General features: G+C 69.8%; 20 protein-coding genes and 2 pseudogenes. 12 read left to right on the top strand and 10 right to left on the bottom strand.

Annotation, left to right across the window (positions count from 1 at the left end; genetic code table 11):
• Positions 1–143: 143 nt before the first annotated feature.
• Both ACIOGX_RS28235 and ACIOGX_RS28230 read right to left on the bottom strand, forming a co-directional pair.
• Positions 144–803, bottom strand: a complete 660-nt coding sequence (locus ACIOGX_RS28235) for a response regulator transcription factor (RefSeq protein WP_356516192.1) — start codon at positions 801–803, stop codon at positions 144–146.
• A 17-nt stretch (positions 804–820) separates the two neighbouring features.
• Entirely contained in the window at positions 821–2,080 is a 1,260-nt protein-coding gene (locus tag ACIOGX_RS28230; RefSeq protein WP_356516194.1) for a histidine kinase, read from the bottom strand.
• Between the two features lie 201 nt (positions 2,081–2,281).
• Between ACIOGX_RS28230 and ACIOGX_RS28225 the strand changes: the two genes are divergently transcribed.
• From ACIOGX_RS28225 to ACIOGX_RS28190, 8 genes are all read left to right on the top strand, one after another.
• Positions 2,282–3,958, top strand: a complete 1,677-nt coding sequence (locus ACIOGX_RS28225) for a hypothetical protein (RefSeq protein ID WP_401917366.1) — start codon at positions 2,282–2,284, stop codon at positions 3,956–3,958.
• Entirely contained in the window at positions 3,955–4,395 is a 441-nt protein-coding gene (locus tag ACIOGX_RS28220) for a hypothetical protein (RefSeq protein ID WP_356516198.1), read from the top strand. The genes ACIOGX_RS28225 and ACIOGX_RS28220 overlap by 4 nt, the downstream gene beginning before the upstream one ends.
• Positions 4,396–4,455: 60 nt before the next feature.
• The gene (locus ACIOGX_RS28215; RefSeq protein ID WP_401917364.1) at positions 4,456–5,610 is read left to right on the top strand and encodes a hypothetical protein; all 1,155 of its coding nucleotides are present in this window, start codon (positions 4,456–4,458) and stop codon (positions 5,608–5,610) included.
• A 3-nt stretch (positions 5,611–5,613) separates the two neighbouring features.
• Positions 5,614–6,231: a hypothetical protein gene (locus ACIOGX_RS28210; protein ID WP_356516202.1), complete on the top strand. Its 618-nt coding sequence runs from the start codon at positions 5,614–5,616 to the stop codon at positions 6,229–6,231.
• Positions 6,232–6,561: 330 nt separating this feature from the next.
• Positions 6,562–7,245, top strand: coding sequence for a GntR family transcriptional regulator (locus tag ACIOGX_RS28205; RefSeq protein WP_401917361.1), 684 nt, complete (start codon positions 6,562–6,564; stop codon positions 7,243–7,245).
• A 170-nt stretch (positions 7,246–7,415) separates the two neighbouring features.
• Positions 7,416–8,672 (top strand): MFS transporter, encoded by a 1,257-nt coding sequence (locus ACIOGX_RS28200; protein ID WP_356516206.1) that lies wholly within the window; start codon positions 7,416–7,418, stop codon positions 8,670–8,672.
• 35 nt (positions 8,673–8,707) lie between these two features.
• Entirely contained in the window at positions 8,708–10,069 is a 1,362-nt protein-coding gene (locus ACIOGX_RS28195; RefSeq protein WP_401917358.1) for an acyclic terpene utilization AtuA family protein, read from the top strand.
• Between the two features lie 5 nt (positions 10,070–10,074).
• Positions 10,075–10,392, top strand: coding sequence for a DUF4387 domain-containing protein (locus ACIOGX_RS28190; RefSeq protein ID WP_356516210.1), 318 nt, complete (start codon positions 10,075–10,077; stop codon positions 10,390–10,392).
• 224 nt (positions 10,393–10,616) lie between these two features.
• Here the strand turns inward: ACIOGX_RS28190 and ACIOGX_RS28185 are convergent, their stop codons facing one another.
• Entirely contained in the window at positions 10,617–10,913 is a 297-nt protein-coding gene (locus ACIOGX_RS28185) for a hypothetical protein (RefSeq protein WP_360419539.1), read from the bottom strand.
• Positions 10,914–11,317: 404 nt separating this feature from the next.
• On the opposite strand from ACIOGX_RS28185, the gene ACIOGX_RS28180 reads away from it, so the two are divergent.
• Entirely contained in the window at positions 11,318–12,172 is an 855-nt protein-coding gene (locus tag ACIOGX_RS28180) for a SigB/SigF/SigG family RNA polymerase sigma factor (protein ID WP_401917562.1), read from the top strand.
• Between the two features lie 419 nt (positions 12,173–12,591).
• Here the strand turns inward: ACIOGX_RS28180 and ACIOGX_RS28175 are convergent.
• Positions 12,592–13,299, bottom strand: a pseudogene (locus ACIOGX_RS28175) (histidine kinase); the annotation flags it as partial.
• A gap of 123 nt (positions 13,300–13,422) precedes the next feature.
• On the opposite strand from ACIOGX_RS28175, the gene ACIOGX_RS28170 reads away from it, so the two are divergent.
• Both ACIOGX_RS28170 and ACIOGX_RS28165 read left to right on the top strand, forming a co-directional pair.
• Positions 13,423–14,148, top strand: a complete 726-nt coding sequence (locus ACIOGX_RS28170) for a class I SAM-dependent methyltransferase (protein WP_401917354.1) — start codon at positions 13,423–13,425, stop codon at positions 14,146–14,148.
• The gene (locus tag ACIOGX_RS28165) at positions 14,145–14,822 is read left to right on the top strand and encodes a DedA family protein (RefSeq protein ID WP_401768609.1); all 678 of its coding nucleotides are present in this window, start codon (positions 14,145–14,147) and stop codon (positions 14,820–14,822) included. The genes ACIOGX_RS28170 and ACIOGX_RS28165 overlap by 4 nt, the downstream gene beginning before the upstream one ends.
• On the opposite strand, the pseudogene ACIOGX_RS28160 reads toward ACIOGX_RS28165, so the two are convergent.
• Positions 14,792–15,085 (bottom strand): annotated as a pseudogene (locus ACIOGX_RS28160) (response regulator transcription factor); the annotation flags it as partial. The gene ACIOGX_RS28165 and the pseudogene ACIOGX_RS28160 overlap by 31 nt on opposite strands.
• 98 nt (positions 15,086–15,183) lie before the next feature.
• Between ACIOGX_RS28160 and ACIOGX_RS28155 the strand changes: the two are divergent.
• Positions 15,184–15,930 (top strand): hypothetical protein, encoded by a 747-nt coding sequence (locus ACIOGX_RS28155; protein ID WP_401917351.1) that lies wholly within the window; start codon positions 15,184–15,186, stop codon positions 15,928–15,930.
• Between the two features lie 148 nt (positions 15,931–16,078).
• Here the strand turns inward: ACIOGX_RS28155 and ACIOGX_RS28150 are convergent, their stop codons facing one another.
• From ACIOGX_RS28150 to ACIOGX_RS28130, 5 genes are all read right to left on the bottom strand, one after another.
• Entirely contained in the window at positions 16,079–17,602 is a 1,524-nt protein-coding gene (locus tag ACIOGX_RS28150; protein WP_401917349.1) for an aldehyde dehydrogenase family protein, read from the bottom strand.
• A 147-nt stretch (positions 17,603–17,749) separates the two neighbouring features.
• A complete protein-coding gene (locus ACIOGX_RS28145) occupies positions 17,750–19,318 on the bottom strand; it encodes a GMC family oxidoreductase (RefSeq protein WP_401917346.1) in 1,569 nt (522 codons plus the stop codon).
• Positions 19,319–19,346: 28 nt separating this feature from the next.
• On the bottom strand, positions 19,347–20,954 hold the full coding sequence (locus ACIOGX_RS28140) for an APC family permease (RefSeq protein WP_401917343.1): 1,608 nt from the start codon (positions 20,952–20,954) through the stop codon (positions 19,347–19,349).
• Positions 20,942–22,411: an aldehyde dehydrogenase family protein gene (locus ACIOGX_RS28135; protein WP_356516228.1), complete on the bottom strand. Its 1,470-nt coding sequence runs from the start codon at positions 22,409–22,411 to the stop codon at positions 20,942–20,944. The genes ACIOGX_RS28140 and ACIOGX_RS28135 overlap by 13 nt, the downstream gene beginning before the upstream one ends.
• A gap of 191 nt (positions 22,412–22,602) precedes the next feature.
• Entirely contained in the window at positions 22,603–23,856 is a 1,254-nt protein-coding gene (locus ACIOGX_RS28130; protein WP_401917340.1) for a GAF domain-containing protein, read from the bottom strand.
• Positions 23,857–23,890: the final 34 nt, after the last annotated feature.

Below are 23,890 nucleotides of genomic sequence, written 5' to 3'. Positions count from 1 at the left end.
ACTCAGGTCACTCGGTGTACTGACCCGGCCGGGGTCCCGAACCTGGGTCACGGCACTCACCACCCCAGCCTCGTCTCGGCGGGCAGGACATCACGGAAGCGGACTGAGCTTCGCGCCGCCCGTCGGTCGAGGTCCGAGAACCGTCAGCCGGGGCGTCGGGGGAGGCCGTGGAGATGGGCGTAGACGACCGCGTGGACGCGGTCGCGCAGGTTGAGCTTGGTGAGTATCCGGGAGACATGAGTCTTGACGGTTTCGTCGCCGATGCCCAGCCGGGCGGCGATCTCGGCGTTGCTGTGCGCGCCGGCCAACTGGAGCAGCACCTCGTACTCGCGGGTGGTGAGCTGGTCGAGTTCGGGCGGGGCCGGGGGCGGCGCGATGCTGCCGGTGAAGCGGGAGATCAGGCGCCGGGTCACCGACGGGTCGATGAGAGCGTCCCCCCGGGCGGCGACGCGTACCGCCGCGATGAGCTCTTCCGGCGGCAGGCTCTTGAGAAGGAAGCCGCTGGCTCCGGCCCGCAGGGCTTGGTAGACGTATGCGTCGTCGTCGTAGGTGGTCAGAACGATCACTTTGGTGGTGTTGTCCGGGCGGGCCAGGATGCTTTCGGTGGCCCGCAGCCCGTCCAGGCGCGGCATCCGGATGTCGAGGATGGCCACTTCGGGGCGGAGCCTGATGACTTCGCTCACCGCCGTGCCGCCATCGGCGACCTCCGCGACACACTCAAGATCGGGCTGCGTCTCCAGGACGGCGCGCAGCCCGGAACGGAACATGGCGTGGTCGTCGGAGAGCAGGATGCGCACCTTCATGGCTGGGTCCCGGGGGCTCATGAGCGGTCCAGGGGGAACGCCACCGCGGTGGTCCAGGCGGTGCCGTCGGGCGTCGGGCCGTAGGTGGCCGACCCGTTGAACAGGGCGGCCCGGCCACGTATCCCGGCCAGTCCGCGCTGCGCGGACTCGGGCGGGCGGTGCGGTCGGAGGGGGCGGGGGAGGGGGTTGGCAGCGGTCAGGGTGAGAGAGGTGTCCGTGTAGGCCAGCTCCACCTCCACCTGGCTGCCGTCCCCGTGCCGCAGGGCATTGGTGAGCAGTTCCTGCACGATCCGGTATACGGCCATGTCCAGGGACTCCGGGAGTACGGGAGGGGTGCCGCGCGTGGTGAGGCGCGCTGTCAGTCCCGCGGAGTCCACGGCGTGCAGGAGCTCGTCGATGTTGTCCAGACCGGGCTGGCGCGCACCCCGGGAGTGGTTGCCGTGCAGGAAGTCCAGGAGCCGCCGCAGATCGAGCATGGCGGCGCGGCTGGACTTCTCGACGGCGGTCAGCGAGCCGGCGAGCGCCGTGGTGTCGGGGGAGGCGGTGAGTCCCAGGCGGGCGGCGCCCGCGTGTACACCGATCGCGCTGACATGGTGGGCGATCACATCGTGCAGATCGCGGGCGATGGCGCTGCGCTCCTCCGCGATCGCCTCGGTCAGCGCCTGCCTGGCGTGGTTCCGCTCGCGCTCCGAACGCTGCTCCAACTCGGCGATGTAGGCCCGGCGTGTGGTGGTGTACCGGCCCACCAGCCAGGGCAGCAGGGCGTTCTGCATCGCCTGGATGAGAAGCAGATGGATCTGGGCGAGCCCCGCACCGGCGATCAGACTCGACGCGACGATTCCGGTTGCCAGACCGGCCAGCGATACGGCGGCCGGGCGCAGTGTCAGCCAGGCGCCCGCGCGGTACGCCGAGATGAGCAGGCCCGCGTCGTTGAGATCGGGCAGGGGCCGACCGTCGGGGAGGAAGGCCGCGCAGGTCATCAGCAGGGCCGCCTGGGCGAGCGCCACCATACCCGACCTCCGGGCCGAGGTGGCCAGCGCCGCGTCCACGAGCACGATCGCCGCCAGGACGAGCCAGTTCCAGAGGCCGGGGTAGGAGTGGAAACCCTCGAACCGGAACGACAGGGTGTCCACCACCAGGCAGACCACGGCGACCAGCAGGGACTGGCGGGTCAGGGGTCCGCTGATGTCGCGGGCGCCCGCGAGCAGCGCGGTTCCCAGGCCGCGCAGCCTCCTCCGCGCGGGCCGTGGCGCCGTGTCGCGCCGGTGGTTCCTCATACGTCGTCTCGATTCCGTGTCGCGCCGGGCCGCCTGTGCCGCCTGTGCCGTCCGCACCGCGTGGCTGCCCGTACGGCGTGGTGGTGCCGCCTGCCCCGATGATGCCGGGCCGTACGTACCGGCGGGTCCCCTGCACGGGGGACCTGGGATCCCCTGTCTCCGTGACGACGGCGTCCGGCGGGGTTCCTAATCTCTGCCGGGATGAAAGACAACGTACTCAAACGCCGCCCGCGCGCGCTGGTGGCCGTGCTGCTGTGCGCCGTGGGTCTGCTGTTCGCGGCGAGTCCCCCCGCCGGGGCGGACGGCGGATCGAGCCGCGGGGACCTTCAGGTCGCCCAGACGCTCGGCGACCGCGAGCTGACGGTCACCCTGCGCCGCGTCACCGGTGTCCCCGGACCACTCCATGTGGATGTGCTCACTCACACGGGCACGCCCGCCGGACGGCTCCGTCTCGCGGCCACCCCGACGGGCATCTCCACGAACGCCTCGGCGGCGGCCACCTCCGGCACCGCCACCAGCACGGCCTCCGTCACCCTGGGCGCCACTCCGGGCTCGTACTCCGCCGTTCTGCGTGTCGACGGAGCCGGGCCGTGGGAGCTGTCGCTCGACGACGGCCGGCGTACGGCGAAGATCCCCTTCGTCGTCCCCGCGCAGACCGCCTCCCCGCCCGAACTCACCGTATACGCGGGCTTCGTCACGGCGGGGGTCCTCATCCTGATCACGCTCGTTGTCGCGGTCCGTGCCCGCCGGGGCTGGTGGGTGACGGTGCCCGCGGGCGGGGCGGTCGCCGCGTTCGCCACGGCGGTCACCGGCGCGCTGCTCTCCGCCTCCCTGCCCCTGCCGCCCGAGCAGGGGCAGCAGGTGGATCCCACCATCGACGGCGTCGCCCGCCCCTACTCCCTCGTCAGACCGCTGACTAGCGACTACTCACGTCCACCGGCCTCCTTCGTCCTGCGGCCCGTGACCGCCGGCGCCGGGGACGCCACTGACCTGCGCTTCTCCCTGTACGACGGCTCCACAGGCCTGCCCGCGGACGATCTCGTCGTCCACGACGGGGCGCTGTTGCATCTGCTGGTGATCGGGCCGTCCGGTGAGCTCTGGCATCTGCACCCCATTAGGACGGGACCCGGCGCCTTCGAGGTACGGCTGTGGCTGCCCGCGGCAGGTCACTACGCGGTGTCCGCCGAGTTCGCCCGGCGGGGAGGGGGCGTACAGCAGATTCGCTCCGCCACCGGGTTCGAGGCGGAGAAGCCCCCGGGTCCCGCGCAGGGCGGCGCCGTACGGGCCACCACACCCGGCACCACACCCGCACCGGAGCCGCCGTCGGGTCCCGGCACCACGCGGACCGTCGGGGGCGTACCGGTACGGCTCACCGCGCCGTCACTGACCGCGGGCAGGCCCAGTGCGCTGACCGCCCGCATCGGGGACACGGCGACCTTGCAGCCCTGGCTCGGCATGGTCGGGCACATGATCGTCGTCGGACCGCTGTCCCGGGCGGACGCGACCCGCACCACCGGACTGGGAGAAGCGGCCCACGACGCCGAGGTCTGGGCCCATGCCCACTCCATGGGCGGCATGTCGCATGAATCGGAACATTCAGCACACTCCGGGCATGGCATGGAGGGCATGAGGGGCACGCGCCCGGATCGGACGTCGGGAGGTTCCTCGGATACGCGATCGATGAGCGGCCTCATGCCGCTCAACGGCGACAGCCCGGCCGACGAGACCGTCGCCGCCTACGGCCCGGACGCCACGTTCGTCTACACCTTCCCGGCCCCCGGCCACTACCGCGTCTGGATCCAGGCGGAGCGCGACAACACCATCCTGACCGTCCCCTACCTGCTCCAGGTCACCTCACCCTCAGGGGGCACGCCATGACCGGACCTCTCGCGCCGCCGGTCCGCCGAGGTCTGCTCGGCGCGGCCGCCCTGGCCGCCGTCGTGGCGTCCCTACTGGCGATCGGGGCGATTCTGCCGGGCCACGCCACCGATACGACCCTGACTGGCGGCACCGCCCGGGAGGTGGTGACCCTCACCGTCTCCCCTCCCCGCACCGGTACAGCCACCGTCGACGTCCACCTGACGCCTCGTCGGAACACCGCGGCCACCGGCCCGGCGACGGTCGTCACGGCACAGGCCGTCCTGCCCACCGCAGGACACGCGACCCCCGCGGCCACCGCGACCCCGGACGGGAGAGGCGGCTACCGCATCTCCGGCGTCCATCTGATGATGCCCGGCCGCTGGGAACTCCTGATCGGCATCGAAGGCGACGGCCGCCGGGAGCGTCTTGTCTTCCCCCTCACCGTCACCGGCTGAGCGGCCCCGTCACCCCCGTACGCGACCGACGACCCACCCCCCCACCGGAAAGAAGCCGCGATGAACCCCATCTCCGCAACCGTTCCCCACGACCTGGCCTCGCCACGCCGCACGGGCCTCGTCCGGACGTACGGGCAGCCGGGCGTCCTCGGCGCCTACCTCGTACTGGCCGGCACGCTGGTGTCACTGATCGGCATCAGCTGGGACGTCCAATGGCACGTCGACGTCGGCCCGGACACCTTCTTCACCCTCTCCCATCTCCTGCTGTACTCCGGCAGCGCCGTCGCCGGTCTCACCAGCCTGGTCATGGTGGTGCGCGCCACCGCCGCGCAGCGCGCGGGACGCCCGGCCGAGCGAGCCGTCGGCGGCAGCCCCGTCCGGGTGTTCGGCGGGACCTTCACGGCGCCCCTGGGCTATCTGGTCGCCGGGACGGGCGGTGCGCTCTTCCTGCTCTACGGGCTGCTGGATCTTTGGTGGCACTCTCTGTACGGATTCGACGCCGTACTCGACTCACCACCGCACGTCGGGCTGTTCGTCTCGATTTCGCTCACGATGGTCGGCAGCGTCATCGTCTTCGCCGCGGCCCGCGCCGAACGCTGGGGCCGGGTCGGACTGATCGTCAGCATCCCTGTCCTGATGACGTTCAGCCCCATTACCACCAACGCCTTCGCCGCCCTGCCCCTGCCCTTCGAACCGGTCGTCGCGGGCACCGTCTTCTTCGCCGTCCTCCTGGTCATCATGGGAGGGCTCACCCTCGGCCGGGGAGCCGTCCTCGCCATCAGCGGCACCCTCGCCGCCATCCAGGGCTTCCTGTGGTGGTTCTCCCCCTGGGCCTCCCACGTCTACGCCGCCTCGCAGGGCCTGCCGCTGCGCGACAACCTCGGCAACAAGGCCCCGGAACTGCCCGCGAGCATCCCCATGTTCATGCTCCTGGCGGCGGCGGTCATCGAAACACTGCTGTGGCTGGGCTCGACGCGTGGCTGGTCGAACCGGTGGCTGCCCCAGCTTCTGGGCGCGTCCGGCGGACTGGTGATCAGCGTCTCGGTGCTCCTCCAGAAGTCCCTGCTCGGTGATTCCGGCACTCCCGACGCCGCCGGTCTGCTGACCGCCGCCGCCGTGGGCCTGGCCTTCGGCGCCCTCGCCGGCTTCCTCGGCGCGCGCTTCGCCGTCATCCTGCGCGCCAATACCCCGACCTCCAGCCCGGAAGGCAACTGATCCGTGCACAGCCATCTCACCGGCCCCGCCCCGGCGCCGTCCTCACGCACCACCACTCCCCGGCACCCGGCCCGCCGCGTACGCTCCCTGGTCCTCGCGCTGTCCGCGGTGGCGGCCCTGCTCTTCGCGTCGGCCGCGCCGGCCGCCGCCTACGAGCCAGTCGGGATCGTGCACACCGAACGCGTCCAGGCGGGCCCGTACAGCCTGACCATCGGGTTCTCCACCTGGCCGCTGCGTGCCATGCAGTCGCTGGACTTCACCTTCGCCCCCGAAGGAGGGATAGCGGGCAAATCCGGCACTCTTACCCGTGACGCCACCGGCCTCGACTCCGGTGACCGCGTCACCCCGCTGGCGCGCCACCCCCGCAAACTCGATGTCTGGGGTCTGGACATCAAGTCCTTCCCCGACCCGGGCGACGTGGCGCTCACCTTCGCCATCGACGGTCCCGAGGGGCATGGCACGGGGACCCTCAGGCACCTGACTGTCCTCGACCAGCCGGGCCCGCCGCTGTCGCTGAGCTGGAGCGTCTGCGCCCTGCCCGTCCTCGGGCTGATCGCCTTCCTGGTCATCGCCTGGCGGCGCAACGAACCGGCGTGCCGACTTTCCGAGTTGGGCATGTAGCACCGGACAGGCGCTGTACGCGCCGACGCCCGAGGGGGGTGCGTGGGAGTGGGCCGCGCTCCCCTTCGGCCGTGAACTGCCGGAACACTCGGCCATGCAATACATGCGCCTCCCTCGCGCCGCGAAAGGGCTGGGCAGGCAGTGGCTGGTCACCAAGGCTCCTGACCGTCGGAATCGTGGTTCTCGACTTCGTGATCCAGGCCCTGCCGGACTGCGGTTGGGTCGGCCTGCAACGTCCTGGAAAACAGCACACAATCGCCCTATTGACTGTTTGCTATAGCGGAAGTCACTCTTACGGTTATGCGAAACCCCCTCGGCCCCATGGAAACCATGTCGCTGGCCGACCAGGCCTACCAGCGGCTTCGTGACGCGGTACGCGAGGGCGCCTTGCGGCCGGGCGAGAAGATCACCGAGCGTGATCTTGCCGCCCGGCTCGGCGTCAGTCCCACTCCGGTGCGCGAAGCGCTGCGCCAGCTGGTTCACGAGAAGGTTGTCGAGCGGGTAGGGCCCCGGTCCCTGCGGATCGCGGATCATTCCGCCTCCGCGCGCTCGCAGATCGTGGAGGCGGAGGTGCGGCTCTCCGCGCTGATGGCCCGCCTGGCTGCCCGCAGTGCCACCGATGCCCAGCTCGCCGAGCTGTCGGAGCTGCTGGACCGGGCCGATCGGCTGGTCGCGCAGACGGAGCAGGCCGTGGCTGAGCAGGGGTCGGAGGTCGAGCTGGCCGACCGGCTTACTGCCGTGTTCCGGCTGCTGCGCCAGTTTCATCACCAGATGGAAGCCTCCGTCGGCAATCCCGTCCTGGAGGGCCTGCTTGGCCAGGCCCGCGCATTCAGTGACGAGGAGCGCCTGGACCTGACCATCAGGCTGGCCCCGGAGCGGGCCGAGGCGTTCCGTCGGCGCTATCGCGAGCATCGAGGTCTCCTCGACGCTCTGCTGGAGCGAGACGAAGAACGGGCCGAGCAGCTCGCCATGCACCACCACCGTGAAGCGTTGATCCAGCTCTCCAGCGGCTGATCTCCCCGTCATCTGGGCGTCTACCGGTCGGCCCTGCGGGAGGTTGCCGACGGGTGCACGTCCCACTTTAGCTATAGCATATGGCAAGGAGCGCCATGATGCACGAAACCCAGCGACCGTCCCCTGGCGGCGCACCAGCCACTCCGAGTCCGCCTGCCGCGCCGACACGGATGAGCGGCAGCACGGTCCTCTGGGTCACCCTGGCGGTCTTCGCTCAGGAATCGGTCTGGAACTTCTACGATGCCCAGGTCCCGGCGCAATTGCGCCACTACCTGACCTCCGCTGGCCTGGTAGGGCTGATCATGGGCATGGACAACGTCCTCGGCGTCATCGTCCAGCCCTGGATGGGATACCTCTCCGACCGGCGGGCCGACTCGCGCCTCGGGCGTTGGCCGATCATCCTCGCCGGTGCCTGCCTCGCCGCGGTGCCCTTCGCGCTGATCCCCTGGACGAGCAGCCTGCCGGCCCTGATGGTGTGCATCTTCTTCTTCGCGCTCGTCGCCAACGCCTTCAAGGGCATCATCGAGACCCTGGTGTCCGACTACATCGCTCCGGAGAACCGCAGCAAGGCCCAGGGCTTCATCAAGGCTGGCGTCAGCCTCACCATCGTGATCTCCTCGCTGGTCAGCCTGCTGGTGGTCGACCGCAGCCTTACTCTGGCGTTCGCCATCCCTCCGATCCTGATGCTGATCATGATCGGTGTCTCCTGGGCCTTCCTGGGCCGGCACCACACCGAGAAGGTCCTCCCCTCGCACCGGGATGCGGGTGTGCCAGATCACGCCGTGCCGGGTGGGGCGGCGGAGTTCTCCTCACCGTGGGCGGTGGTCAGGGATCTGGTCCGGGATCCCTCCGGCGCCCGGCTGCTGCTGATGGCCGGCATTTTCTGTTTCGCCGGGATGTGGTCCGCGCTGCGTTCGCTGCTCACCCCCTACGGCACGGAAGTGCTGGGGCTGTCGCGTGGAGCCGCGGGCGGGTTGGCGCTGCCCGGTGCGGTCGCTTTCCTGATCGCGGTCGTGCCGATCGCCTACGCGTCGGGCCGCATCGGCCAGGTCCGTGCGATCCGCTACGGCGTGGCATTGTTCGTCGTCGGACTGCTGGTCGGATCCGTCAACCCGAGCCCCACGACGACGATCGTCTCCATGGTCCTGAGCTCGATCGGGTATGCCGTCTTCGCGGTCAACGCCCTGGTCGCGCTGTGGAGTCTGGCTCCCAACGAACGGGTGCTGGGCACGTACACCGGCCTTTACACCGTCGCCTCCGCCGCCGGGATGGCGCTGGGACCCGCGCTCCTCGGTCTCACGGTCGACCTCACTGGATGGCGCTTCATGCTGCTGAACGCCGCTGTCTTCGGCGCCGTCACCTTCACCGTCTTCACCCGCCTCGCCCGCAAAACCGCCGACGAGAACACGGGCCCCCGCGAGGCCTGAGACACCCCGCAAAGAGAGAACAGAGAGACGCACTCATGGACTTCCGTATTCTCGCCCCCACCGGCGCGCTCGGCGCCGGCTTCGACGCCGTGGCGTTCCAGCGCGGCGTCGCCGCCCGCCCTGACGTCATCGCCTGTGACGCCGGGTCCACCGACAGCGGCCCCGCCGCACTCGGCTCCGGCACCCCCAAACTCTCCGCCCAGGCCGTCACCCGCGACCTGCGCCTCATGCTCAAGGCCCGCGACGAACTCGGCGTGCCGCTGATCATCGGTTCCTGCGGCACCAGCGGCCGAGACGTCGGCGTCGACGGGGTGGCCGAGCTCGCCCGCACCGTCGCGGCCGAGGAGAACCTGCACTTCACACTCGGCCTGATCTACTCCGACCAGAGCGCCGAACGCCTCCAGACCCTGTACGACGAGGGCCGCATCCGGGCCCTGCCGAACGCCCCGGAAATCGAGCGGGAGTTGTTCGCCCGCAGCCACACCGTCGCGATGATGGGCGTCGAGCCCATTCAGGAGGCTCTGCTGGCGGGCTGTCAGGTCATCCTCGCCGGCCGGGCCAGCGACACCGCCCTGTTCGCCGCGCTGCCGCACCTGCGGGGCGCCGACCCGGGCCTGACGTGGCACATGGCCAAGACCATCGAGTGCGGCGCCGCGTGCGCCATCCCGCCTTCCGCCAACGGCCTCCTCGTCCACCTGCGCGAGGACCACTTCGACGTCACCACCCTCACCGAAGGAACCCGCCTGACCCCGCGCTCAGTCGCCGCCCACACGCTGTACGAGAACGCCGACCCGTTCCACATCCTGGAGCCCTCCGGCACCTTGGACACCACCTACGCCACCTACGAAGCCGTCGACGAGCAGACCGTCCGCGTGTCCGGCGCCCGCTACCTGCCGGCCGACGGCTACACCAACAAGCTCGAAGGCGCCGAACTCGTCGGCTACCAGACCGTCATCATCGGCGGCGTACGCGACAAGGTCGTCATCCAACGCTTGCCCGAACTGCTGCCCTTCGCCGAGAAGTACTTCGAAGCGAAGATCCTCGACGTCTTCGACAGGCAGGTCGACCCCGACACCATCGACATCGACTACCGCCTCTACGGGGCCGGCGCCGTCCTCGCCGAACACGAGCCCGACACGCTCCAGCCCCAGGAACTCGGTGTCCTGATCACGGTCACCGCCCCCGACCAGGCAACCGCGCACGCGATCTCCACCTTCGTGGCACACGCCAGCAGCCACCTGCCCATCGCCGAATACGACGGCCTCGTCTCCACCCTCGCCTACCCCTACTCCCCGCCCGAGATGGACCGCGGACCGCTGTACCGCTTCACCCTCAACCACGTCGCCACCGGTGTCTCGCCCACCGAACTGTTCCGCACCACCACCGAGGAGCTGTAAGAACCGTGGCCACCCTGCTCGACTACTGCTCCCTGGTCCGCTCCAAGAACGCCGGGCCTTTCACTCTCACCTTCGACTTCATGTGTCGCGACGAGCACACCTACCACGCCCTCGTCGGCACCGGCTTCCTCGCCCCCGCCCTGTTCGCCGAACTGTTCCGTACCGACGAGGACAAAATCCTTGTCGTCAACCACCCCCTCGCCCTCGCCGTGAAGGTCTCCCTGCCCCGCCCCGCCGTCCAGGGGGACCTGCACGACAGCGACTGCTACGCCGGGCAGCAGTACGCCCCTCTGATGGCGATGAAGCTGCCCGAACTGTGCTGAACGACCAGCCGCCGCCGGACAGTTCGAGCTCACCCCCCCGGGGCAGGAGACGGCCGACGCCAGGTTCCGTCCGACAGGGTGGGCGCTGCTCGACGAGGCACTCTCCTACGGGATGGTGCGCTACTACGTCGCCGGCTGACTTCTGCAGGTCCCGCATCCAGGGCCGCCACCCAGCGGGCGGCGGCCCCGGATGGGACACCGAGGCGGAGGGATGAGACCGCTCATCACCGGTCGAGACCGCCGCTTTGCTCCAGGTCATCCACGAATTGCTCGTGCACTCGAAGCTCGCGGCCTCTGCCCGGACTCGTCAGGACGATGGTCTTCGCCTCCCCGAGTGCCGTGGGGCCGGCCCCCAGTAGCTCGCGCGTGATCACCACCGCGTCGAGCACCTCGACTCGGCGCTCACGCAGCAGCCTCTGCACGACAGCCATCCCACCAGCACTCATAAGCAGCGGTCGGCACTCATCCACAAGCACCTCAAGCCGGGCCGCCCTCTCCGGATGCAGCCCTTTGATCACCATCGCAGTGCCCCCTCGCTTCACAGATGCCCGATCGGCAGCGTCGGCCAAGGCGGCGAAAACTGATCCCCACACCCCAGAGCCCGACCCGCTGATCGCGTGCTTTTCGCCCCCCGCCCGCCGGGCGAGGACCGGAGTTGTCGGCGCGTCGAGCGGAACCCGCGGCGTACCCGCATGGATCAGCTCTGCGTGCTCCGCGCCCTCATGATGGCGTATGCGGAATCGACGCCGGCGCCGCTACCGGGGGGTACGCTCAGGCCCGCACCCGTTGCTGACTAATGTCTTGTGTAAACTATTAGCCGTCCGAAGGGCTCTCTTCCGGTTGTCAGGACGAAGGCTCGATAGATGGAGGCCACGACGTGACGACATCACCCCAGCCCACACGATCTCCCTCGCGGCCGACGCGAGTGACGGGCGAGAACGCGGTCGGCGAGTACGTGGGTGACCTGCCCTGGATCGAGGACGCGCAGAAGATCGCCCCCAAGGACGCGCGTGAGCTGTCGAGACTGTTCTTCGATCAGCTCCAGGCCCTCGAAGAGGGCACGTGGGAGTACCAATACGCACGCAACACCCTGATCGAGATGAACCAGTCGCTGGTGCGGTTCGCGGCAGGCCGGTTCCGTAACCGTGGCAGCGGGGAGATGGAGGACATCCTCCAGGTGGGCACGATCGGCCTGATCAAGGCGATCGACCGCTTCGATCTCTCACGTGAGGTCGAGTTCACCTCCTTCGCCGTCCCCTACATCGTCGGCGAGATCAAGCGGTACTTCCGTGACACGAGTTGGGCCGTCCATGTCCCCCGCCGCCTCCAGGAGCTGCGTGTCGAACTCGCGAAGGCGCAGGACCATTTCAGTGTCCTCCTCAACCGTCGCCCGACCGTCGCGGAACTCGCCGACCACCTTGAGCTGAGCGAAGAGGAGATCGTCGAGGGACTGGTCGCGGCGAGCGGCTATACCGCCGGTTCGCTCGACCTTCCTGCGGACGCCGATGACGACGGGCAGAGCGGCTCGAGCGGTCGCGTCTACGCCGACATCGTGGGTGGCGACGATCCGGCCATGGAGCTGATGGAGGACATCCACGCCCTCGCTCCGCTGATCGGTGAGCTCGACAAGCGTGCACAGCGCATTCTGGAAATGCGCTTCGGCGAGGAGAAGACGCAAGCCGAGATCGGAGCCGAACTCGGCGTCTCGCAGATGCAGATCTCACGCCTCTTGAGCCGTACGCTGGCCGAACTGCGCTCGGGCATGCTCGCCACCGACTGACCGGCCAGAACGATGCGCGGTGGCCCGACCCGGACGAGGACGGGCCACCGCTCATTGGCGTGCTCTCCCCGCGAGACCGGGGCGGCGGCGGACAACCGACGCGGGTACCGGCCCGACGGCGCGGGGCACCGCGCCGGACAGACCGAGAAATCTCGAACGGTAAGCGTCCTCCTGCGCTGACCGGCGTGTGCGACTCGAACGCGGGTACTAGGGGCACTGTCAACGTGATGGCAGATCATCGCGGTGCCGGACGCCCCCTCTCGACGATGTGGCGGCCCGCGCCACCGCAGGTCCCGTTGGGGCCAGGTGCCCCGGCAACAGCCCGCTTGAGCGCGACGGGCTGCTGAGATGTGCTAGTGCAGTACACCCTCGGAGCGAGGAATCAGGACGCCCCCTGGACCAGTCGTCACGGATCAGGCCAGATCTCCGGATACGTCGCGCAGGTCGGCAAGGGCTTCGACGGACGTCGTGCGCAGCAGACCGAGTCGTTCGGCGACGGGTGCGGGCAGTGTGTCGCTCTTGGTGGCCAGGACACCGGTGTGCAGTGCGATCAGGCTGAGGCGGTGGGCCAGGACGTCGTGCATCTCGGCGGCGATACGGGACCGTTCTGTGATGCGGGCCGCTTCCTCGCGCAGCTGTGACTCGATGCGCAGGTGCTCGACGTCGGCCGCCAGCGCCTGGACCAGGCGGCGCCGGCTGCCGAGCCACAGCCCGAGGAGCACAGCCAGCACCGGCAGGAGCAGCGTGGACGCATAGGACTGCCCCGTCCACAGGGAGGTGGCCCGGTAGCTGAGCAGGTTGGCGCCCAGCGCGGCGACGGCGCATCCCACCGCCACCCGCGCCCGGCGGTCCACGGCCAGGTCGAACAGGGCGACCGCCAGCAGGGGCAGCAGCGGCCATCCCCACCACGCCGTGGCCACGGTGACCAGGAGAGGCGAGACGGGCCATCGCAGCCGGGGCACGAGCAGAGCCGCTCCGCACACCAGCGCCGCGGTGACGACGGGGACCAGGTAGCGCCCTACGACCGACACATCGTTCAGCGCGGCGGACAGTACGCACAGGGCCACGAGAGCCCCACGTCCGTAGGCGGCCCATCTGCGGCTTTCTCTGCTGCTCACCTGGGCCATCCTAGGCAGACCGGTGCACTGTTCCGTCTGACGATCAGTGATGTCCACCCCCTACTTTCGCAGGGGGACGCTGTCGCAGAACGGCGGATCTCATGCCGGACGCGGCTTTTTAGCGTCAATTCCATGAACGACCGGACCACCTCCCACGACCGTGTCCTGGCGCAGCGCAATGCCGAAGGCTGGATGTTCCTGATCGAAGCGGCCCGTGATCTGCGCACCACGGGTGCCATAGCCCCCAGCGGCAAGGCCCTGGCCCGCGCGCTCACCGACCCCGTATGGGCTCGGGCGCCCCACCCGCTGGCAGTCCTGGAAGCCGGCGCCGGCACCGGCCCGGTCACCCGGGCCCTGATACCGCGGCTGTCCCGGGGCAGCACCCTGGACATCGTCGAGGCCAACCCGCGCTTCGCCTCGCGACTGCGCCACCTCGTCACCTCACACCCGCACCTGACAGCCACGTCCGCGCAGGTGAACGTGCATCAGACCTATGTCGAGCAGCTCGACACCGACCAGCGGTACGACGTGATCGTCTCCGGGCTGCCCCTGACCAACTTCACGCCCGTGCAGGTCGAGCGCATCATGGCCCGCTACATGGGACTCCTCCACCCCGGCGGCACGCTGACCTACTTCGCCTACCTCGGCACCCGCAAGGCCCGCGCTCTGACGGCATCGCGGGCCGAAGCCCGCCGCCACGCCGCCGTGGACGAGATCATGGCCGCCTACCAGCACACCTACGCCACGGGCCGCTGGACGGTATGGGCCAACGTTCCCCCCGCCTACGTCTGGCATCTGCAACGACCCCTCGTCCCCGCGAACCAGCCCACGCCGAAGTTCGACGGGACGAGGCGGTGAACGTGCTCTCGGACATCCTCGGCCACCTCCCGCCGGCCTCGGCGTACACCGTGGTGGCCGCTGCGGTCCTGGCCGAGTCGATCCTTCTCGTCGGCGCCTTCGTCCCGACGCTGTCCCTGCTCCTGACCGCGGGCGCGCTGGCCCGTACCGGTCACGTCGACATTCTCCTCGTCATCGCAGTCGCAGCCGGCGCCGTGGTGGCGGGTGACTTCCTCGCCCACCGCACCGGCAGGTATCTCGGTGACCGGCTGCGCGGCGGCCACCTGGGCCGTCGCGTTCCGGATGCCGCGTGGGCCAGGGCCGAGACGCTGATGACGCGCCACGGCGGCCGAGCGGTCTTCGCGGCCCGCTTCCTGCCGGTGGTGCGCACCCTCGTCCCGCACACCGCGGGCGCCACCCGACTGCCCTACCGGCGCATCGCTCCGTACAGCGTCGTCGCCGCCTGCCTGTGGGCCACAGCGGAAGCGGGTGTCGGATACGCCGCCGCTACCTCCCTCCAGCGCGTCCTCACTCTGGGCGGCCCTGCCCTCGCCCTGGTCGCTCTGACGGCTATCGGGGGCGCGCTGCTGTGGCGAAGAAGGCGCCGCCCGCCTGAAGCCGAGGGGCAGGCGCCCGAGCCCGGTACAGAGTCTTCCGGTCATGTTCAGGCAGGTCTGACGAGGCCGGTGTCGTAGGCGAAGATCACGGCCTGGACCCGGTCCCGGACCCCGATCTTGGTGAGGATGCTGCTCACGTGTGACTTGACGGTGGACTCGACGAGGGAGAAGCGTTCGGCGATCTCGGTGTTGCTCCAGCCGGTCGCGATGGCGGTGAGTACTTCGCGTTCACGGTTGGTGAGGCGGGCCAGTTGCCGTTGCTGTTCGGGCGTGTGGCCCGGCAGACGGCTGCCGAAGGCGTCGATGAGCTTGCGGGTCAGACCAGGCGAGGCCTGGGCATCAAGGACTACCCGATCCATACGGCAGCTGTGACGACGTCGACCGGGTTGGCTTCGTTGATCTCGGCACTGGACGTTGGGCTCTCTGGGCTGGGAAGCGGTTGCCAGCTGCGCCGGAAGGCGCTGACGAAGTCGATCCTGACTGCGTACCGAACCCGGCTCAGGTCGCCCGACTGCTTGCCGCCGTCGAGGCCCTACCGGGCCGTGGTCCTCACCTGTACGCCTTCTTCGGCTGCATGTATGACGCCGCCATGCGTCCGGCGGAGGTCATCCACCTGCAGAAAACCCAGTGCCGCCCGCCAACGAGCGGCTGGGGACTTCTGAACCTGAAGGGCGGTGTGGCGACTGCGGGTAAGGAGTGGACGGATGACGGCGCTGTCCATGAGATCCACTCCCTGAAACGGCGAGCAGCCAAGGCGACGCGGCCGGTTCCTATCCCACCAGTGCTTGTCCGCATGGTGCGCGAGCACATACGAACCTTTGGAGTGGCGCCCGACGGACGTCTCTTCCGCGATGCAGCGGGGAACTACATCGATGCCTCGGCGTACGGCATCACCTGGGGGCGAGCGCGTGAGGCTGTTCCTACGCTTGACGAGCACGCCCTTGACCTGGCGAAGCGCCCCTACGACCTGCGCCACGCCGCCATCTCGTTCTGGTTGGCCTGCGGCGTCGACCCTGCGGAGTGTGCGCGCCGGGCCGGGCAGAGGATCCAGGTCCTCTTCCGCTACCACGCCAAGTTCCTGGCTGAAGCGCGGAATCACGCCAACACCCTGATCGAAGACTCCATGCGGCGATGGGAGGAGGTCACGGACGATGACGATGCGGAGAGCGCCTTAGCGGGACCTTGACCCGGAGATGCCCCGGAACTGCTGGTCAGGGCTGGGATATGGGTGGGAGATATCGGGAGCGAGGGCGTGTTTCGACTCGCTGCTCAGATGTGCGCCGAGAAGGGCGCCTGACGGGTGAAGACCCTGGTCAGGCGCCCTTCCCTTGCGCCTAGAAGAAGCCCAGCTTCTTCGGCGAGTACGACACCAGGAGGTTCTTCGTCTGCTGATAGTGGTCCAGCATCATCCGGTGGTTCTCGCGGCCGATCCCCGACTGCTTGTAGCCGCCGAACGCCGCGTGCGCCGGGTAGGCGTGGTAGCAGTTCGTCCAGACCCTGCCCGCCTGGATCGAACGGCCCGCCCGGTAGGCGGTGTTCATGTCCCGCGTCCAGACGCCCGCGCCGAGTCCGTACAGGGTGTCGTTCGCGGTTTTGATCGCGTCGTCGAAGTCGCTGAAGGACGTCACCGCGAGGACCGGGCCGAAGATCTCCTCCTGGAAGATCCGCATACGGTTGTGGCCCTCGAAGATCGTGGGCTGGACGTAGTAGCCGCCGGCCAGTTCGCCGTCGTAGTCGATGCGCTGACCACCCGTCAGGACTTTGGCGCCCTCCTGACGGCCGATGTCCAGATACGAGAGGATCTTCTCCAACTGGTCGTTGGACGCCTGCGCGCCGACCATCGTGTCGGTGTCCAGCGGGTGGCCCGGCACGATCGCCTCCGTGCGGGCCACGCCGGCCTCCAGGAACTCGCTGTAGTGGCCGTCCTGGATCAGCGCCCGGGAGGGACAGGTGCACACCTCGCCCTGGTTGAGGGCGAACATCGTGAAGCCTTCGAGCGCCTTGTCACGGAAGTCGTCGTCCGCGGCCCAGACGTCGTCGAAGAAGAGGTTCGGGCTCTTGCCGCCGAGTTCCAGCGTGACGGGCTTGATGTTCTCGGAGGCGTACTGCATGATCAGCCGCCCCGTGGTGGTCTCGCCGGTGAACGCGACCTTCGCCACGCGCGGGTTGGACGCCAGCGGTTTGCCCGCCTCGACGCCGAAGCCGTTGACGATATTGACCACGCCGGGCGGCAGCAGATCGGCGATCAGACTCATCCACAGATGGATGGAGGCCGGCGTCTGCTCCGCGGGCTTGAGTACGACGGCGTTCCCGGCGGCCAGCGCGGGCGCCAGTTTCCAGGTCGCCATCAGGATCGGGAAGTTCCACGGGATGATCTGGGCCACCACACCGAGCGGCTCGTGGAAGTGGTACGCGACGGTGTCGTCGTCCAGCTCGCTGAGCGTGCCCTCCTGGGCGCGCAGTGCCCCCGCGAAGTACCGGAAGTGGTCGATGGCGAGCGGGATGTCGGCCGCGAGGGTCTCCCGGACCGGCTTGCCGTTCTCCCAGCTCTCCGCGACCGCCAGCTCCTCCAGATGCTCCTCCATCCGGTGGGCGATCCGGTTGAGGATATTGGCGCGCTCCGCCGCGGACGTCCTCGCCCAGCCGGGGGCCGCGCCGTGCGCCGCGTCCAGGGCGCGCTCGACATCGTCGGCGGTGCCACGCGCGATCTCGGTGAAGGGGCGGCCATTGACCGGGCTGGGGTTCTCGAAGTACTGGCCGCGCGCCGGCGGTACGTACTCTCCGCCGATCCAGTGGTCGTAGCGGGACGTGTACGAGACGATCGCGCCCTCGCTGCCGGGCGCTGCGTAACGGGTCATCTCTGTGGCCTCCCGGATTCCGCGCCGCCCGCCGTTGGACGGCGCCCACGCCCGACCTTATGGAGCGGCACGTTGCGGCGACGTTGCATCGTCGTCGTGCTCAGCCGTGCTCATCCGTTCGGGCCGGCGGACCACCCCGTTCCGCCCTCACCCCGCGTCGGCCTTGATCATGTCGGCGCACTTCTCGCCGATCATCATCGTGGTGATACAGGGATTGACCGAGGGCAGGAACGGCATCACGGACGCGTCGGCCACCCGCAGCCCGGTGACCCCCTTGACCCGCAGCCGTGGATCGAGCGGCGAGTCGGCGTCGCCCGGCGCTCCCATCCGTACCGTCCCCGCCGGGTGGTAGACGGTGTTGTGGGTCTCGCGGATGTACGAGAACAGCTCCTCGTCGGAACGTGCCGCCGGTCCCGGCGCCAGCTCCGTCCCGGCCCACTCCGCCATCGGCGCCCGGCCGGCGATCTCCCGGGCCAGCCGCAGCCCGTAGGTCATCACCCGGATGTCGTGCTGATGCGTGAAGTAGCGCGGATCCACCGCGGGCTTGTCCCGGAAGTCACGGGTACGCAGCCGGACGGTGCCCATGGACCGGGCCCTGGTGACGTTCGGGGTGAGACAGAAGGCATTGTCCGTGGTCGGATAGCCGCGCCGGTAGGTGTTCAGGTCGAACGGCACCGAACCGTAGTGGAACATCAGATCCGGGCGGTCCAGGCCGGGTTCGGTGTCGGCGAAGATGCCGATCTCCCACCACTGCGTGGACGAGGTGACCATCGGCCGCTTCGCCTCCCACATGATCACGCCCTCGGGATGGTCCTGGAGACGCGAGCCGACCCCGGGGGAGTCCACCCGTACATCCACCCCGACGTCCCGCAGCCACCCGGCCGGACCGATGCCCGACAGCATCAGCAGCTTCGGCGAGTCGATGGCACCGCAGCTGACGATCACCTCGCGCCGGGCCGCGACCGCGCCGCTGTGGATCGTGTCGGGTTCCAGATACTCCACCCCCGTACAGCGCCGCGCCTCGTCGAACAGCAGCCGCTTGGCCTGGAGACCGGTGCGGACCTCCAGATTCGGCCGCTTGCCCATGACGGGGTGCAGATACGCCACCGAGGCGGAGGAACGGACGCCGTCCTCACGCGCGTTGATCTGGAACCAGTGCGCCCCGCGCACCACCGTGGAGCCGGTGTTGAACGGTGTGACGGGGATACCGGCGGCGGCGCACGCCTCCAGCAGCGCCCGGCCGCACGGATCGTTCGGCGGTACGGTACGGATCGTCACCGGCCCCGAGCGGCCGTGGTGGTCGCCGGGCGCGTCGTTGGTCTCCAGCCGCCGGTAGAGGGGGAAGCACTCCGCCGCGCTCCACCCCGTACAGCCCTGCGCGCCCCACTCGTCCAGGTCCTCGGCCGGTGCCCAGAAGGCGATACAGGAGTTGTGGGACGAGCAGCCGCCCAGCACCTTGGCGCGGGCCTGCCGCATGAAGCTGTTGCCGTTCTCCTGCGGCTCGACGGGGTAGTCCCAGTCGTAGCCGGACTCCAGCAGCGCCATCCACCGGTCGAGTCTGAGGATGCTCTCGTCGCCGACGTCCGAGGGACCGGCCTCCACCACGCAGACGGTGACCTCCGGGTCCTCGGACAGCCGCGCGGCGACGACGGCGCCGGCGGTTCCACCGCCGACCACCACATAGTCGAACGCACGCACAGAGTGTTCCGCGGACATCGCTGCTCCAGGTCCAGGTCAGAGGTGTTCAGAGGGGGGTGGCGGGCGGCTCGGGCTCCTCGGCCGCCGACCGGTGCGCCTCGAGCGTGCCGGTGCGGGTGCGCTGGACGAACCAGTAGTAGGTGAAGCCGCCGATGGCGACGACGCCGACGAAGAGGAACGCGCCCCAGCGCAGATACCAGTGATACGGCGGCGACGCGTTGTACACCTCGTGGCGTGGCCAGGCCAGGTTGAGTGACATGGCCGCGCCCCACAGCACGGCGAGGACATTGACCGGCAGTCCGAACCTGCCGAGCGAGAAGTGCCCCTCGGCGGGTTTCCAGGTGCCGCGCAGCCGGCGGACCAGCATGGGGAGGGTGACCATCAGATAGGCCACATAGATCATGATGATCGCGATACTGGTGATCACCGAGAAGATCTGCGGCTGGTCGATATTGATCACCAGGATGCCGATGGCGACGAGCCCGATGAAGATGGCGGGCACCACCGGCGTTCCGAACCGCGGGCTGACCCGGGCCACCAGCGAGGAGGCGGGCAGGCAGTTGTCCCGCGCCATCGCGAACGCCAGCCGGATACCGGCCGCGTGCACCGCGAGCGCGCATACGGTGATGGCGACGACCACGCACCACAGCACGATCTGCCCGACGGTCGAACCGAGCGTGGAGAGCACCACGTACTGGAGTCCGTCCGCGGCCAGCGCCTTGTTGTGCAGATCGGGCACGGCGAGCAGCGCGAACAGCAGGATGAGCCCGCCGATGAGGAAGGACGCGATGAGGGCGCGCAGGATCGCGCGCGGCGCGTTGCGACGGGGGTTGAGCGACTCCTCGCCCAGCGAGGACGCCGTGTCGAACCCGTACATCACATACGCGGAGGCGAGCGACGCGGTCAGAAAGGCCCCGACGTAGCCGAGCGGCTGACCGGCGCCGAAGCTGCCGGTCGTGACGATGGCGCCGGGGCCGCGGGTGATGTGCGCGGCCAGCAGTCCGATCAGTACGATCGCGGCGATCAGTTCGACCATCACCCCGGCGGAGTTGATGGTGGCCATCAGTTTGACGCCGAAGGCGTTGACCAGGGTGGTGAAGACGATCAGTACCGAGCCGAGCAGTACGGCGTTCTTCGCCGCGTCGGTGGGGCCGAGGCCGTTCCCGACGAACTGGAAGACGCCGGAGATCTGCGGCAGCGTGATCTGGTAGGCGAGGGCGACCGCCGCGAGGGAGACCATGGTGGCGGTCACCATCATCCAGCCGCCCAGCCAGCCGAGATGCGGTCCGCCCAGCTTCTTGGACCAGTTGTAGATCGAACCGGCGACCGGATAGCTGGCGGCCAGCTCGCAGAAGCACAGGGCCACCATCAGCTGGCCGAGGAACACCATCGGCCACGACCACCAGTACCCGGGCCCGGCGAACTTGACGCCGAAATAGAAGAGCTGGAAGGTGCCGGTGAGGATCGAGATGTAGCTGATCCCGGCGGCGAAGGTATGGAAGGTGCCGAGGGTGCGTTTGAGTTCGGGCTTGTAACCGAACGCCTTCAGCGAATCGTCGTCGTCCTGGCTCTGGATGTCATGGGCGCTACGGGTATCGGGCGCGGGTTCGGGACCCGACGGTACGCGGCCGGGGCCCGGCGTCACTCGAACCATCCCAGGGGCCGCGGTGCGAGATTGCGCCACACATGCTTCGCCTCCTGGTACTCGGCGAGTCCGGCGGGCCCCAGCTCACGGCCGAAGCCGGACTGTTTCATCCCGCCCCACTCCGCCTGCGGCACATACGGCTGGAAGTCATTGATCCACACGGTGCCGGCGCGCAGCCGGGAGGCCACCCGGTGCGCGCGGCCCACGTCCTGGGACCAGACAGCCGCCGTGAGCCCGTAGATCGTGTCATTGGCGAGCGCGAGCGCCTCCGTCTCGTCGCGGAACCGCTCGACGGTGAGGACCGGTCCGAACGACTCGTCGCGCACCACGGACATCCCCGGCGTGCACTCGTCCAGCACGGTCGGCGGATAGTAGAAGCCGTCACGCAGCGCGGGGTCGTCCGGCCGCGCGCCCCCGCACCGCAGCACCGCGCCCTCGGCCAGCCCCGCCGCCACGTACGCCTCGACCTTGGCGCGGTGCGCGGCGGAGATCAGCGGTCCGGTACGGGCGTTCTCGTCGAACGGTCCGCCCAGCGGGATCGCGCGCGCCCGCGCCACCACGTCGTCGACGAACGCGTCGTGCAGCTCGTCCTGGACGAGCAGCCGTGCCCCGGCCGAACAGACCTGTCCCGAATGCAGGAACACCGCCGTCAGCGCGTAGTCGACGGCCGCCTCGTACGCGGCGTCGGCGAAGACGATATTGGGGTTCTTGCCGCCCAGCTCCAGAGCGATCTTCTTCACGGTCGGTGCCGCGGCGGCCATGATGCGCCGGCCCGTGACCAGACCGCCGGTGAACGACACCATGTCGACCCGCGGGTCCTCGCTGAGCGGCGCGCCCGCGGTCGGTCCGGCGCCCAGGACGAGATTCGCGACCCCGGCCGGCAGCCCGGCCTCGGTCAGCAGACTCATCAGCATGATGGCGGTGTGCGGGGTCAGTTCGCTGGGTTTGAGGACGAAGGTGTTGCCCGCACCGAGCGCCGGGGCGACCTTCCAGGCGGTCTGGAGCAGCGGATAGTTCCACGGGGTGATCAGCGCGCACACCCCGACCGGCTCATGCACCACCCGGCTGTCCACGCCGCGGTCGCCGGTGTCGACGATCCTGTCGGTGCCGCCCGCCGCCGTCAGATTGCCGAAGTAGCGGAAGCAGTTGGCGATGTCGTCGATGTCGTACGCGCTCTCGACGAGCCGCTTCCCGGTGTCCAGGGACTCGGCTCTGGCGAGTGCCGCCTTGTCGCGCTCCAGCAGATCCGCGACGCGCAGCAGCAGTCCGCCGCGCTCGGCGGCCGGGGTGGAGGGCCAGGGACCGCTGTCGAAGGCGTCACGGGCCGCGGCGATCGCCGCCGCGGCGTCCTTCGGCCCGGCCTCGTCGACGGTCGCGACCAGTGTGCCGTCGGCGGGGCAGCGGATCTCGCGCGTCTGCCCGCTGACGGCGGCCGTCCACCTGCCGCCGATGAACAGCTCCGGCATGAAGGCTCCTCCGGTTCCGGTCGGGACACCCGGCGGAGTGCGGCCCGTCGCACGGGCCGGGCGCCGTGGTGCTCTGTGAACCGACAGTAAGGAGCGAGGAGCGGCTTCGCAGCGCGGGAGGCGCCGAGCGTGGTCAGCCGGAGGAGCGATTCATCGCATGTATGTTCGCCTGTGCGGCCGGGGGCGCGCCGTCACCTCCGCTGCCAGGCGTCGAGTTCCCGTACCCGCGCGAGTGCGGCGGGCTGCTGCTGTCCGGGAAGTACGGAGGCGAGCGACCGCCACACCGGAAGGTCGTCCTCGCCCCAGGGGCTGTACGCCCAGTCCGCCAGCAGCCCCGGGTCACCCCGGGCGATCAGCGCGGCCCGCAGCTGGTCCGCGAGCCGCCGGCGCAGCCGTACCACCGTGGGTGCCCGCGAGGCGGGCAGCAGCGGCCCGGCGTACGCGCTCATCGCGGCGGTCACGGCGCCGGAGGCCAGCCGTCGCGTCACGGTCCCGTAGTCCGACTCGACGGGCGCGGCCAGCCGGTACGGCCGCGAACGCAGCAGTCCGGGGCCGAGCAGACCGCGCAGCCGGGAGAGTTCCGCGCGCAGCGTGACCGGCGTGACCGACTCGTCCTCGTACAGCTCGATGAGCAGCTCGTCCCCCGTGATGCCCTCGGGACGGCGCGCGAGGAGCGTCAGGATCTCGCTGTGCCGGGGGCTCAGCCGCAGCTTGCGGCCGGCCGCCACCAGCAGCGCCACGTCACGTCCCAGCGCGGTCAGCCGCACGGCATCGGCGTCGGGCGGCGGCGCGAGCAGCGCGAGCTGCGACTCCGCGGCCCGCGCGACCGCGCCCACGAAGGCCAGACTGTGCGGATGGGCCAGCCGGTCACCACCGGTGATGTCCACGGCGCCCAGCAGCCGTCCGCTGAACGGATCGTGGACGGGCGCCGCCGCGCAGGTCCACGGGTGCACGGGCCGCTGGAAGTGCTCGGCCGCGAAGACCTGTACGGGCCGGTCCACGGCGATCGCCGTGCCCGGCGCGTTCGTTCCGGTGACGGCCTCCGACCAGCGGGCGCCCGGCACGAAGTTCATCCGGCCCGCCAGCAGCCGGGTCGCCCGGTGCCCCTCGACCCAGAGCAGTCTGCCGTGCACGTCGCACACCGCCATCAGATGCTCGCCGTCCATCGCGTACGCGCCCATCAGCTCACGGAAGAGCGGCATCACCCGGGCCAGCGGATGCGCGTCGCGGTACCCGGCCAGCTCGTCGTCGGACAGCTCCACACGCGCCGTGCCCTCCGGGCTGACATGGGCGCGGGCGGAGCGCCGCCAGGAGGCAGCCACCACCGACCGCACCGGATGCTCGACCCGTCCCGCCGTCGCGTACGACTCGTACGCGCGGCGCAGCGCCCCCCGGCGCTTCACCGGGTCGGCGCCCGCTTCCAGAGCCACCCAGGTGTCGGTCAACGCGGCCTCCCCGGTCGGACGTCACCGGACGTGA

The organism is Streptomyces sp. NPDC088147, assembly GCF_044741565.1.
Classification (GTDB): Bacteria; Actinomycetota; Actinomycetes; order Streptomycetales; family Streptomycetaceae; genus Streptomyces.
Note: the sequence above shows the minus strand (reverse complement) of the source record. Positions and strands in the feature narration are given on the sequence as shown.